The 12,568-nt window shown below is 59.7% G+C and carries 12 protein-coding genes; 9 read left to right on the plus strand and 3 right to left on the minus strand.

Annotation, left to right across the window (positions count from 1 at the left end):
- Positions 1-396 precede the first annotated feature (396 nt).
- The gene (locus ACIPUD_RS14480; RefSeq protein WP_446480905.1) at positions 397-1,071 is read left to right on the plus strand and encodes a peroxiredoxin-like family protein; all 675 of its coding nucleotides are present in this window, start codon (positions 397-399) and stop codon (positions 1,069-1,071) included.
- Between the two features lie 116 nt (positions 1,072-1,187).
- Here the strand turns inward: ACIPUD_RS14480 and ACIPUD_RS14485 are convergent, their stop codons facing one another.
- A complete protein-coding gene (locus ACIPUD_RS14485; protein WP_446480906.1) occupies positions 1,188-2,228 on the minus strand; it encodes a LysR family transcriptional regulator in 1,041 nt (346 codons plus the stop codon).
- Positions 2,229-2,716: 488 nt separating this feature from the next.
- Between ACIPUD_RS14485 and ACIPUD_RS14490 the strand changes: the two genes are divergently transcribed.
- The 8 genes from ACIPUD_RS14490 to ACIPUD_RS14525 all read left to right on the plus strand — a co-directional run bounded on the left by ACIPUD_RS14490 (position 2,717) and on the right by ACIPUD_RS14525 (position 10,819).
- Positions 2,717-3,673: a helix-turn-helix domain-containing protein gene (locus tag ACIPUD_RS14490; protein WP_446480907.1), complete on the plus strand. Its 957-nt coding sequence runs from the start codon at positions 2,717-2,719 to the stop codon at positions 3,671-3,673.
- A gap of 1,359 nt (positions 3,674-5,032) precedes the next feature.
- Positions 5,033-5,806: a heme ABC transporter permease gene (locus ACIPUD_RS14495; protein WP_247383962.1), complete on the plus strand. Its 774-nt coding sequence runs from the start codon at positions 5,033-5,035 to the stop codon at positions 5,804-5,806.
- A 5-nt stretch (positions 5,807-5,811) separates the two neighbouring features.
- Positions 5,812-5,967, plus strand: a complete 156-nt coding sequence (gene ccmD / locus ACIPUD_RS14500) for a heme exporter protein CcmD (RefSeq protein ID WP_063615308.1) — start codon at positions 5,812-5,814, stop codon at positions 5,965-5,967.
- Entirely contained in the window at positions 5,964-6,587 is a 624-nt protein-coding gene (locus ACIPUD_RS14505) for a DsbE family thiol:disulfide interchange protein (protein WP_446480908.1), read from the plus strand. The genes ccmD and ACIPUD_RS14505 overlap by 4 nt, the downstream gene beginning before the upstream one ends.
- Before the next feature lie 151 nt (positions 6,588-6,738).
- Positions 6,739-7,848, plus strand: a complete 1,110-nt coding sequence (ccmI, locus tag ACIPUD_RS14510; RefSeq protein ID WP_446481119.1) for a c-type cytochrome biogenesis protein CcmI — start codon at positions 6,739-6,741, stop codon at positions 7,846-7,848.
- Positions 7,849-7,851: 3 nt separating this feature from the next.
- Positions 7,852-8,349: a cytochrome c maturation protein CcmE gene (ccmE, locus tag ACIPUD_RS14515; RefSeq protein ID WP_446480909.1), complete on the plus strand. Its 498-nt coding sequence runs from the start codon at positions 7,852-7,854 to the stop codon at positions 8,347-8,349.
- A complete protein-coding gene (locus tag ACIPUD_RS14520; RefSeq protein ID WP_446480910.1) occupies positions 8,346-10,346 on the plus strand; it encodes a heme lyase CcmF/NrfE family subunit in 2,001 nt (666 codons plus the stop codon). The genes ccmE and ACIPUD_RS14520 overlap by 4 nt, the downstream gene beginning before the upstream one ends.
- A complete protein-coding gene (locus tag ACIPUD_RS14525) occupies positions 10,343-10,819 on the plus strand; it encodes a cytochrome c-type biogenesis protein (protein ID WP_446480911.1) in 477 nt (158 codons plus the stop codon). The genes ACIPUD_RS14520 and ACIPUD_RS14525 overlap by 4 nt, the downstream gene beginning before the upstream one ends.
- Before the next feature lie 97 nt (positions 10,820-10,916).
- On the opposite strand, the gene ccmB is transcribed toward ACIPUD_RS14525, so the two are convergent.
- Together ccmB and ccmA are read right to left on the minus strand one after the other, a co-directional pair.
- A complete protein-coding gene (ccmB, locus tag ACIPUD_RS14530; protein WP_028141256.1) occupies positions 10,917-11,579 on the minus strand; it encodes a heme exporter protein CcmB in 663 nt (220 codons plus the stop codon).
- A gap of 130 nt (positions 11,580-11,709) precedes the next feature.
- Positions 11,710-12,336, minus strand: coding sequence for a heme ABC exporter ATP-binding protein CcmA (ccmA, locus tag ACIPUD_RS14535; RefSeq protein ID WP_446480912.1), 627 nt, complete (start codon positions 12,334-12,336; stop codon positions 11,710-11,712).
- Positions 12,337-12,568 lie beyond the last annotated feature (232 nt).

A 12,568-nucleotide genomic window follows, 5' to 3' on the forward strand; every position in this document is an offset into this window, starting at 1 on the left:
CTGCTTCTTGCAGAAGCACTCCTGACAAAATGCCGACTAGGGCGCGCGCCCCGCAAATGGAACGCAATGCGTCGTGCAGCGATCAGGTGCCGCTTCTGACGACAATCTTGGCGTACCAGCTCGTGCAGCTCGGTGCTTGGCTATTGCCTGTCCTTGATCGTGTCGCTCGGTAGCAGGAGCCTTGGCGCGGTGAAAGAGTCATGACCTCCTCAACGGAAGCTGCTCCCTACTATTTCGTCCACCCGCGCGCATCGCGATACTGGGGCGACGACTATTCCTATCGATTATTCGTCGACGGTTACCATTCCAAAGTTGAATTTTCGTTTTCCAGAACGCTCGGTCACCATGGAAGAAACATACGCGGCCAAGTGCCGTGGCGTACCGGGGAGAAACAGAATGGGCGATGACGTTTCAAAGGGGCCCTCGGCCAGCACGCAGGTCGACTCCTCTGCGGAGACGTTGAGCGGTTTCCGCATGCTGGACATCCCAACCGACCGCCTGCTTTCATCATGGATGCGAGAGGCCGGTATTCCTGACGGCGCCCTGAAGGCGAACGAACTTGCCCCCGATTTTCTTCTCCCCGAGGCAGATGGAAAGCTCGTTTCATCTTTGGAGTTGCGACGAGCTGCACCGTTGATCGTCATCTTTGTTTACGGGACTTGGTCCCCATTGTGCACGGTTGGACTGCGCGCCCTTCAAAAGGCAAGCTTTAGAATCCGCGCTGCCGGCGCCACAACAATTGCCATAACGCCCGAGGCTGGAGAATTGCCACGCAATTTCAAACGCGACCGCCGACTGGATCTGGAAATCCTCTCCGACCTAGATCTTGGGGTGAGCCTTTCGTTCGGCCTGGTGTCCGTGGTGCCGGCGGACATAAAGAGCCATCTGTTGCGGCGCGGACTCGATCTCTGCGCTCCCCATGGCTTCTCCTTTTGGATGTTGCCGATGCCGGCCATCTATGTCCTCGACCAACGAGGGATCATCCGTCGAGCGTTTGTCGGCCCGGACTCCATCACGGGAGCGAAGACCGAAACCTTGCTTGCTGCCCTGTCCGAAATTGGATGGGCCTAAGCCTCGCCCTTCGAGGCTGACCGGAATGAGCCAAGTCAATTCAAGAGGCTACGCATGGGCGACTGCAACTGCGTCATGGCCCGACTTGTCCTGGCCATCAACGACTTCGCGTCACCTCAGCAACGACGCTTGGATACCCGTAACAAGCTCGGGCATGAAGAGGCGGGACCGGGGCCCGTGATCTGGATCAAGGAGCCTGCACCTTGTGCATCAGCCGAGCCAACATCGTCCTTGTTCGAGTCAGGGGCAGATGCGCGGCGGAGTTTGTCCAACGCAGTCGTCCAGTCGCGAACACGAGCAACCTTGATGAAGGCGTCAAGCGCCGGCGAATACTGCCTCCCCGCCACGGCCAAAAGCTGCACCTCGCGCCGGACGGGGTCCCCCTCAATTCGGATAGTGGCGAGCGACGGCAGTCTGGGAGCGTGCTCTGGCGCCAAGATGGCCCCCAAACCGGCGAATGCCATTTGCTGAAGATGCCTTTCCTGATCGCTCCTGTGCATAACCTTAGGGCCTGGTTGGTCGGCAAAACAAGCCCGATTGAATCGGTCTGCGACGTCGCATCCGACCCTTTCGAGAAAAACCAACTCGTGCAAGTCTTGGAGCAGGATGACGCTTTGCCTGGCCATCGGATGTTTCCGGGACAAGATGAGCACACAGCGTTCCTCGAACAGGCGCCAGCGGTCGATACGCTCAGGCAGCTCCATGGCGTCACCGACAAGTGCGGCATTGATCTCGCCATCCAAAAGCATCGCAACCAGCCCGCTGGCATCGGCCTCGCGCAGATCGACTCGAAGATCGGGGATGATCCTCGCGAGCTCCACAAGCAATTCAGTAATGAGTGCGGCGGAGACTGACGGCACCAGTCCGATCTTAAGCGGGGCTATTGCCTTCTTTTGATAGCCTCGTGCCTGAAGCCGTACGGCCTCGGCGGCGGAGAATATTTTCTCCAGCGTGGGCAAAATCATCTTGCCCAGATCGGTAAGCTGGGTGAGATGACGTTCACGGTGAATCAGCGCGCCGCCGAGTTCTTGCTCCAACTTTTGTATCGCCTTTGTCAGCGCCGGCTGCGTCACATTGCATTGCTCCGCCGCTCGCGTAAAATTTAGCGTCTTTGCTAGGGCTAAGAAATATCGCACCTGATAAAGCTGCAGCTGCATAGTCAGACTCGAAACATTTGCCCCGGTTCGGGTCGTTCGGTTCGTTGCCATAGTAGGCAGGCGTGATGATCAAGCGGTTGCTCGCGGAGCTTCCGATTAAACAGGTATTGTGCGCCGGCTCGGAATTGCCGGCCGCGTCTTGCTGAAAGCGTTTGCATCGATGCTGTTTCCTATTGAGGTCGCGGTTGCGTAGAACATCGTACGCGAGACCAATCTAATGTCAGGTTTGCATTGGGATCGCTTCGACCACCTTTCCATTTAGTGCTTTTTGCTCATTTTGGGACATCCTAAGGCGTCAGTTCTGGACAGTGAAATGAGGGCCGTGGGAAGCGCAGCACGCTCACGCTCGTCCAAGAGGTTCCCAACTCGCTTAGGCAGTTGGTCATGGCGAGCAGATGCGCATCATCCTAGCCATAATACAGTTCCACGATTTGCAATTGTCCTGTCCTAAGACTAGGACATCAGCTCAATCCGAGAGTCCGAAACACATGTCCGATCGTCCAAATCTTACATTGCTTCGATCCCATCTCGATGTGCTGATGGCAACTTTGGATGTCGACGTCATCGGGCTCATCGAGTGTTTGGTTAGCCCAGGCTGGCGCCTGTCATTCGGAAGCGCGGAGGCGCCGGCTATCCACTACAATCTTTCCGGGACCGGACGAATGGTCGTGGGTGGCTTCTCCGCATTTCCTCTAGTACCTCACACCCTTGTCATCACGCCGGCCAAGAAGCCGTTTCACATCGAGGTCGATGACGGCACAGCGGCCAAGAGAGTGAATGTAGTCGAAGCGCAATGGGATCCGCGCTTCGGCGAGCGAATCCAGCGATTCGTCGCCGGGGACCTGGACCCGATGGTCATGCTGATCTGCGGGTACTTTCGCGCTACCTACGGCTCGTCGATCGACCTCTTTGCAGGCCTTTCCACGCCGATTGTCGAGCGCTTCGAACCAGCCGATGAAGTGGGGTCAAAGTTGCAGGCCGCGCGGGCAGAAATCAGCGGCGGGCGGGTTGGAATGCAGGCCATGACAACCGCCATCCTCAAGCAGGTGCTCGTCACGCTCGTTCGTCGCAGTCTCAATTCGACCAGCGTTTGGCTCGAACGCTTCTCTATTTTGAGTGACCGTCAAATCGCTCTTGCGTTCGCGGATATGCTGGCGCGGCCGGAGGCCGATCACTCCGTCATGGCCTTGGCGCAAAAGGCCGGCTTGAGCCGATCCGCATTCATGGCGCGATTTGTGCGCACGATAGGATGTTCGCCAATGGTAGCGCTCCGGCAAATACGGATGAAGCGTGCAGCCGATATGCTCGCCGCGAGGACATTTTCAGTTGAGCAGATCGCGCGGGCGGTCGGTTATAGGAGCTACAGTAGCTTTCTCCGTGCCTTTCGCCAAGTGCATGGATACGTTCCGGAAGAATCTGAGGGTGATGGACAGAACTCCGATTGAACATACGGCGAGGTGGTGAGGGCAGCCAAACGCCGCCGTGATGCGATCGCGTCTGAATTAACCTTATGATAAATGGCTATCGGATAGATAGTCGCAGGACATTTCCCATTATCCGGCTGCGACGGCACCTCAGCAGATCGCCTTGCGAGTTACTACCGGGGCGACCGAAACGCGTCGCCGAGCTGTCGTGGTCACAACAACGTTAGCCGCTGCTCATCGTGATTGGGCGCGCAGTCCTTTGTCACGAATTCGATCATGGCCTCGAAAGCGGATCGCCGATTAGCAACCGATGGCACCTGCATTGCGAAACCGAAATGACTGATTTGAAGTCATGTGTGGACGGTCCCGTGTCCCGCATTTTCTTCGCTGCTTGAAACGCGGTCGCCCTCTAACTCCTGCCGTACCGGCCTTGATCGTAGGCCTGCAGGATGCGGACAAACTCGGCCATGCTGGATCGATCCCGATCGGTCACAACCGCAACTTGAGCATTGGACGCGGGCCGGCTCCCTCGCCGGAACCGGATTAAGAGATCGGCGATGCTTATCATGGGGGCTCTCCGCAATCATGGAAGTAAACAGTAAATTACTGGCAACATGCGGCTCGATGATGGGAAAGACCGGTCGAGCATTACGTGGCCGACCTTGTCCTGCAACTGCCTGCTCGCGGGCCAGTTCCGTTGCTGTTCGCTCCGTATCATCTGGTAGCACCGAGCGCTTAGTTGTTGCCATTGCGCGACGGAATGAAGTGACCCTACCGAGGTATAGGTCGACCAGGCTCGGTTCAATTCCATATGAGTGCACACAAAAAAAAGGCCGCCTGCGTTGCCACAAGCGGCCTAAGTCTAGGGAGGAAACGCCCAAGGTGGGCAGCGATAGCTGGGAGGGCCACCGCACGCGTTATAGATACGATGATCGCGATTGGTGGCTCAATTGACCCTACGTACGGGTCGGGCATCCAAACGGAGTAAGGGACCTATACGAAGAAGGCGCCCTTTGAAGCGGACCGCTTACACGAGACGAGCGCCGTCACTTAGCTCATTACGCCGAGCATCGAGCGCGGCATTAGCCGCTATCTCGACGTCGCACGCGATCGAATAACGCGCGGCTTCCACCTGCTATCGGTCTCTCGAATTGCTGTGCCGCGTCTGCACGGGACGATTTCGGCCACTCCAAGTATACAAATCGGAGCCGCTCAGCTCTGGGCGCCTAGCGGGCATCAAAACAATAACTGGAGGTAATTTGTGAAATCGTCTCCGGTGTGATGCGATACTCATCGGCTTGTAGACGCCCGAGTGGCACGAACTTTCGTCGGGAGCGCGAGCAATCCCGGCCTGCAGGTTGAGTTCGAGGAGATCGGAATTTGAGTCTGAACTTCACTGCGTACAGCAATCCTGGCAATTTCGTGCGTATCGCCACAAGGCTGCTGCCTTGGCTTTGGGGTTCGACGGCGTTCGCCTTCGCGGTTGGTCTGCTCGGAACATTCGCCGCGCCACCCGACTACCAGCAAGGCGAGACGGTGCGCATCATGTACATCCACGTTCCCGCCGCGTGGACAGCGATGCTTGCCTACACGTTCATGGCGGTGTTTGCGCTCGGATCCTTAGTTTGGCGTCATCCACTTTCCGATGCAGCACAAAAGGCGGCTGCGCCGCTTGGCGCGGCTTTCACCTTTATCTGCCTCGTCACTGGCTCCCTCTGGGGTAAACCGATGTGGGGCGCATATTGGGTTTGGGACGCCCGGCTCACCTCCGTGTTGGTTCTGTTTCTGATCTATCTCGGTCTAATCGCGCTCTGGCAGACGATCGAGGACCCGAACAGGGCGGCACGAGCAGTTTCGATCATGACCTTGGTTGGGTTCATCAACATCCCAATCGTGAAATTTTCGGTTGATTGGTGGAACACTCTCCACCAGCCGGCATCGGTATTTCGGATGGAGGGCTCGGCGATTGTTGGCACCATGCTATGGCCGCTAATTGTGATGGCGCTCGCATACACGCTTTTGTTCGTGACTCTCCACGTAATGGCCGTCCGTAACGAAATCATGCGACGCCGAATCCGGCGGCTTGCGATCACGATGGCGGCTGCAGGCGAACCTGCGATGGCTTGCATGCTGCCTGTCGAAATGGCGTCCTGAGCAGAATGATGCAGCATAGCGGGTTCATCACAGCGACTTTTCTGGTGACGGGCACCATGCTTGCCGGGATGATCGCGGCGGTTCTCATCGACTATCGCGTTCAGCGCCGTACCTTGCGTCGTCTGCAACTTCGTCACTCCGATCCGCGCGGCCGCGTATGAGCAACATCCGAACTTCGATTCACCTCCGCTCAAGCGCCATGGCCCGTCGCCGCGCACTGGCCCGCCTGTGGCTGATTATCCCGCTTCTAGTTTTCGTCGGAATTGCGGCGTTACTCCTGGTGCGGCTCGGCGCCGGAGACCCGTCACTCGTGCCCTCCGCTGTGATCGGCAAGCCGGCACCGCAGTTTGCGCTGGAGCCGCTGGAGGGGCTTCGCACGCCTGGTCCACCCGGCTTGTCGGGCGCCGATCTGCGGAAGGGGCACGTGACAATTGTGAACGTGTTCGCATCATGGTGTATCGAGTGCCGGGAAGAACAAGGGGCTCTGATGGCGTTGGCGAGCGACCGGATGCTGCAGCGACAGGGGGTGACGCTTACCGGCATCGTCTACAAAGACGATCCCAGAAACGCGCTAGCCTATCTCGCCGCGAATGGGAACCCCTTCGCACAAGTCGGCATTGACCGGTCCGGCCGAACGGGCATCGATTTCGGCGTCTATGGCGTCCCCGAGACCTATGTGGTCAAGGGGGATGGCACAATCGCCTACAAGCTGGTTGGAGGCATCTCGGACGCAAGTCGACCAGCTCTGATGGCGGCAATTGCCGGGGCAGAGCGTCCATGACGACTGCCTTGCAAGTCCATTTACATCATTCGGGAGTGGCCGATCGGACCATGGGAGCGGCACACATAGAAGCAGTCCGATTTTCAAGCGCGCCGGATACCCGAAAACGTGGTGCGTTACGGATTGGCGAATACGGACGGAGGCCTTGAACGTGCTCTGGGCCGTCTTCGCAATGATGACGTTTGCAATCGTGCTGGCGCTGGCCCGGTCGCTCTCCGAGCGGCGTGAGAGCTTTGGCGGTCACGATTCCGACGTGGCCTTCTATCGCGGCCTTCTGGCCGAGGCAGATGATGACGTCCGCTGCGGGCTCGTAGGGCCCGAGGATGCCATGGCCACGCGTGCCGAGATCGGGCGCCGGCTGCTTGCGTCACTCGACTCCGCGTCGGAGAGCCGGCCACATGCGTGGCCGCGCTGGCAGCCGAGACGCACTGCCGCGGCCTTGGCGATCGTCCTAGTGCTGCCACTCGTCGCTCTCGCGTCGTATCTCAAGGTCGGCGCTCCCAACCAGCCTGATATGCCGATCGCATCGAGGCGCACGGGTGAGGACTTCACTCTCGCTGCCGCGATTTCCGAAGTCGAGACGCGTCTGAAGGGCCACCCCAATGATGGCCGCGGATTCCAGGTTGTCGCGCCAATTTACCTGCGCATGGGGAGGTTTCAGGATGCGGCGCATGCGTATAGGGCGGCGCTACGGCTGCTCGGCGAAAATGCGGAGGAGCGTGCGTCTCTTGGGCAGGCGCTGACGATGGCTGCCGACGGCGTTGTGACTGCAGAAGCACGCGCTGCCATTAACCAAGCACTCGTGGATGATCCCAAACAGCCTCTGGCCCGATTCTTCCATGCGCTCGCAGTAGAGCAAGATGGCGACACAGATCGGGCGAGACAACTTTGGGAGGCGCTGGAAGCCGATACGCCAGCCGGCGCCCCGTGGATGGATGCCGTCCGCCAACACCTGGATAAGTCTTCTAGGCCAACTCAATCAAAAGCAGAAGCCGGCCGAAGCCGGACTGAAATCGCGGCCCTTCCACCGGAGCAGCGGAGAGACGCGATCCGCGGGATGGTGGGAGGACTGGCCGAGAAGCTTTCGAAGGATGGCCATGACCTTCAGGGATGGCTGCAACTGATTAGGTCCTACGTCGTATTGGGTGAACGCCAGAAAGCCGAGGCGGCCGTCGCAAGTGCGCGCGCCCAGTTAGCAGAAGATGCGCAAGCGCCAGAGCGCATCGATGAACTCGTCAGTCAGCTAGGTTTGAAGAGGTAGACTTTGACCAGAAAGGGCAGGCGCATCGCTATCATCAGCGCAGCAGGCTTCACCTTGGCCATCGCGGTTGGGCTCATCCTGTTTGCGTTGCGTGACAGCATCGTCTTCTTCTACGGGCCGACCGAGATGGCCGAAAAGGCGCCGCCGCGAGGAACCCGTCTGCGCATCGGTGGCCTGGTGAAACCTGGCTCACTTACCTATGGTGGATCGTCGACTGTCGTCTTCGCGGTGACCGACCTGAAGTACGACATCCAGGTCAGCTACACCGGATTGCTGCCGGATCTCTTCCGTGAAGGACAAGGCGTCGTGGCCGAGGGCACGGTGGAGGGACCGGGCGTCTTTCATGCGGATACCGTGTTCGCCAAACACGACGAGCGATACATGCCCAAGGACGTAGCCGACAAACTCAAGCAATCAGGCATTTGGCAGAACGAAAATCCGCGTGGGCGCAATAGCGCGACCTTCCACGAAACACCACAACGGGACGGGGCGAAAGGATGATCGTCGAAACTGGACATTACGCGCTCGCTCTGGCTCTCGCCGTCGCGCTGCTTCAGTCAGTTCTGCCGCTCTGGGGGACCCGCAGTGGCGATTCTGAGCTGACTTCCATTGCGGTCCCAGCTGCAATCACCCAGTTCCTGCTGTTGGGCTATGCCTTCGCGGCCCTGACTTACGCTCATGTGGTGTCCGACTTCAGTCTCGTGACAGTCGCCGAGAACTCACTCACGACCAAACCACTCCTGTACAAACTCGCCGGCGTCTGGGGCAATCACGAAGGATCCATGCTGCTTTGGGTTCTGATCCTCGCGGCCTTCGGAGCGGCAGTTGCGATTCTCGGGCGCGGCATGGCAAAGGAATTGCGCGCCAATACACTAACGGTCCAAGGCTGGATCTCCTTTGCCTTCCTCTGCTTCATCCTGTTCACCTCCGATCCCTTCGTTCGACGGTTTCCGGCGCCCTTTGAAGGCCAGGATCTCAATCCGCTGCTTCAAGATGCGGGCCTTGCAATACACCCACCGCTCCTCTACCTCGGTTATGTCGGCTCCTCGATCGTGTTCTCGTTCGCGGTGGCGGCGCTGATCAGCGGACGGTTGGACGCCGCTTGGGCCCGCTACGTTCGGCCTTGGATTCTGATTGCCTGGATCTTTCTAACGCTTGGCATAGCCATGGGCTCGTACTGGGCCTATTACACCCTCGGCTGGGGCGGGTTCTGGTTCTGGGATCCGGTCGAAAACGCGTCACTCATGCCCTGGCTTGCGGGTACCGCGCTCCTGCATTCGGCCGCCGTTATGGAGAAACGCGAAGCCCTCAAGATCTGGACACTGTTCCTGGCGATACTTACATTCTCGCTATCGCTGCTCGGCACCTTCCTGGTGCGTTCAGGGGTGCTGACCTCCGTTCATTCGTTTGCCAGCGACCCGACGCGCGGCGTCTTCATCCTGATCATCCTGAGCACGTTCATCGGCGGTTCCCTCGCGCTTTATGCTTGGCGTGCGCCTTCCCTGAGCCAACGTGGTCTGTTCGCGCCCGTTTCACGCGAGAGCGCGCTCGCAGTCAACAACCTGCTGCTCACCGCCTGCTGCGCTACGGTCCTGACCGGCACGCTCTATCCGCTCGCGCTTGAGGCTCTGACCGGGGACAAGATTTCGGTCGGTGCACCGTTTTTCAATTTGACCCTCGGTCCGCTACTAGCGTTGATCGTTCTGCTGATGCCGATCGGTCAGTCGCTCGCCTGGAAGCGTGGCGACCTGCTCGGCGCGGCGCAGCGGGCGACGGTTGCAGCCTTGGGGGGCCTCGTGGTCGCACTTGTGCTCGTTGCCGTCATCCGAGGCGGCCCTGTCCTCGCCACGGTTGGCCTCGGCCTCGCCGTCTACCTCATAGTCGGTTCGTTCGCCGATGTGATGTCGCGTATCTGGGCACGTGGGCAGCCCATTCGAGTGATGCTGGCCCGCGCGGTCGGGCTGCCGCGCTCCGCCTGGGGTGCTGCTATCGCTCACGCTGGCCTTGGCGTGACACTTATGGGCTTGGCGGCGACCGGTTGGGGCGTGGAGCGGATCGCGACCGTCAAGCTAGGCCAGGGGATCGATCTCGGGCCTTATCAAGCGACTATCGAAAATCTACAATCGCGACAGGGCCCGAACTACTCCGAAGTCCTGGCCTACACGGTCATAAGCCGGGGCGGCGCGGCCGTGGCCACCGTCGAGCCCGCCAAGCGCAGTTTTCCCGTACGACAGACTACCGTCAGCGAGGCAGGCATCGTGACGCTGGGTTTTGGCCAGATCTACATTTCGCTTGGGGACCAGCACGCGGATGGTTCGATCGATGCGCGCATGTTCTGGAAGCCGCTTGTGACGGCCATTTGGATAGGCGGCGTCATCATGGGGTTTGGAGGGATCGTGTCGTTGTCTGATAGACGCCTCAGAATCGGCTTCGCGCGCCGCGCGGTTCGCGTCCGCGCCGCAGCTAACCCCGCAGCAGCGCCGCAGGCCGCCGAATGACTCCGCTTCGTCGCATTCTTCTGCTTTCGATGGTGTCCGCAGGCCTCGCGCCTGGCTTGGCCAGGGCGGTGCAGCCAGATGAGGTCCTGCCCAACCTGAACCTTGAGGCGCGCGCGCGCGATATTTCCGCCGGACTGCGCTGCCTGGTTTGCCAAAACCAGTCGATCGACGATTCGAAAGCAGAGTTCGCGCGGGATCTCCGACTGCTGGTGCGCGAACGCCTTAACCTCGGCGAGAGCGACGAGCAGGTCCGCAACTTTCTGGTGGAGCGTTATGGGAACTTTATCCTGCTGAGACCACCGCTCGACTTGGAAACCACCTTCCTCTGGGGAATGCCGGCTTTGGTGCTCGCAGCGGGCGGGATCGCTCTCCTGTTCAGATTGCGACGCCTGCAACCTACGCCGGCGGCGCCCCTGAGCCAAGCCGAGCGGGATCGGCTCGCGGCCTTGTTAGACGCGGATACTCCGCTATAGGCGTTGCCCGATGATCAAGTCGTCTTAGCTTGGGAAGCGTGCGGAGTCGTTCCGCAACGGCGCGCTCACAAGCAAACCCTTCCGCTGCATGCGCTTGTCATTCTCCCGCCCCGCGAAGTGCCGCGGCTGCAGCGATTGGGGCGAGGGCGATGGATGCAAGTCCCAGAGCGCAGAGAACCAGGAACGGTGTCAGAACGGGCGCTGTGCCACTCTGCGCCGCGGAGACACCGAAGATCAGCACTGGTACGGCTAGTGGTACAACGAGGATCGAAAGCAGAAGACCACCCCGCCGAAGCGTGACGGTAAGCGCTGCACCGATCGCTCCCAGGAAGGTGAAAGTTGGCGTACCCACCAACAAGGTCGCTGCTACCGCCCAGAGCGCCGAGCCGTCCAAGTCCAACATCAGGCCAAACAAAGGCGAGAGCAGAACGAGCGGTAGCCCTGTAACAAACCAGTGGGCCATGCACTTCACCAGAACAATGAGTTCTAGCGGCGTCGGCGACAGCAACATCTGGTCCAGCGAACCGTCCTCGTGATCCGCCTGGAACAGACGGTCAAGGCCCAATAGACTCGCGAGGAGCGCCGCTATCCACAGAATGGCTGGACCGATGCGCGACAGCAAGCGCAGGTCAGGTCCAATCGCGAAAGGCACCACAGTTACGAGACTGAGGAAGAAGACCAGGCCAAGAACTCCGCCTCCGCCGATGCGACGCGCCAGCGTGACGTCGCGAAGAAAAACGACGAGGAGAATACGGATCATGGCCCCCATCCCGCGTCGCCATTGCGTCGAGACCGTTCCGGGGAAATCGGAAAAGCGGCGTGACCTCTTCTCTCCCGACCTTGAGACAGACGGCTATAAGGATGCCGGCCGCGCCTCAGCGGGAAGACACTCACCTCGCTCCGAGCCTGACTTGGACTGTTCCCGGCAGACCGAGTGGTTCGTGGGTGGCGGCGAGCATCAATCCTCCGCTTCCGAGATGGTCCGCGACAATAGTCTTGAGCAAGGCTCGTGCGTGCCGGTCTAGCGCCGTTAGCGGCTCGTCGAGCAGCCATAGAGGGCGATCGGCAACCAGGAGCCGGGCCAATGCGACACGGCGACGCTGCCCCGCGGAGAGATAGCCAACGGGCAGATCGAGAACGTGGGCTAACTCCAGACGCTCCAGCGCGTCTAACGGGGTTAGCCGACCTCGGCCCAAAATTCCCAGGCCGATCTCGAGGTTTTCGCGGGCGGTCAACGCTGATTTCAGCCCGTCGAGATGACCCACGTAGTGGAGGCGCTCTGCCAAGGGCGCTGAATCCATGGCTTCGGACTCCACCAGTGACATGCGACCAGATCCCAATGGCAAGAAACCGGCGATAGCGCGCAAAAGAGTGGATTTGCCCACGCCATTGGGACCCGTCACTTCGGCAAGTTGGCCCGAGCCCAGTTGCAAATACACTCCACCTAACACCACGCGCTCGCCGCGCGCGACGGACAGATCCTCGATCAAGAGATGACACCGCTGCGTGATATCCATTTTTATTTCCGGTTGCCCGTTGTCTCGCTCGGATCGCTTTCGCACTCCGGGTTGGAGGGCTTATCGAAATGAACGATTCTGGATCAGCATGTTCGAACGAAGGGCGGCGCCGTTGGAGAGAACCGCCCAACAGGATGACGAAGGTCAATTCTTCGAGGCTGCCCACCAGAAGAATACGAGCCCTATTGTGATCGTAAGCGGCAAGATCTGCCACGCGATGACCCATGCAACG

This window comes from Bradyrhizobium sp. CAR08 (assembly GCF_052871955.1).

Bases quoted from the DNA above. Each gene is read 5' to 3' on its own strand.
- ACIPUD_RS14525 (WP_446480911.1), top strand. From the start codon at position 10,343: ATGACTCCGCTTCGTCGCATTCTTCTGCTTTCGATGGTGTCCGCAGGC.
- ACIPUD_RS14480 (WP_446480905.1), top strand. From the start codon at position 397: ATGGGCGATGACGTTTCAAAGGGGCCCTCGGCCAGCACGCAGGTCGAC.
- ccmA (WP_446480912.1), bottom strand. From the start codon at position 12,336: ATGGATATCACGCAGCGGTGTCATCTCTTGATCGAGGATCTGTCCGTC.
- ACIPUD_RS14505 (WP_446480908.1), top strand. From the start codon at position 5,964: ATGAGCAACATCCGAACTTCGATTCACCTCCGCTCAAGCGCCATGGCC.
- ccmB (WP_028141256.1), bottom strand. From the start codon at position 11,579: ATGATCCGTATTCTCCTCGTCGTTTTTCTTCGCGACGTCACGCTGGCG.
- ccmD (WP_063615308.1), top strand. From the start codon at position 5,812: ATGATGCAGCATAGCGGGTTCATCACAGCGACTTTTCTGGTGACGGGC.
- ACIPUD_RS14520 (WP_446480910.1), top strand. From the start codon at position 8,346: ATGATCGTCGAAACTGGACATTACGCGCTCGCTCTGGCTCTCGCCGTC.
- ACIPUD_RS14485 (WP_446480906.1), bottom strand. From the start codon at position 2,228: ATGCAGCTGCAGCTTTATCAGGTGCGATATTTCTTAGCCCTAGCAAAG.
- ACIPUD_RS14490 (WP_446480907.1), top strand. From the start codon at position 2,717: ATGTCCGATCGTCCAAATCTTACATTGCTTCGATCCCATCTCGATGTG.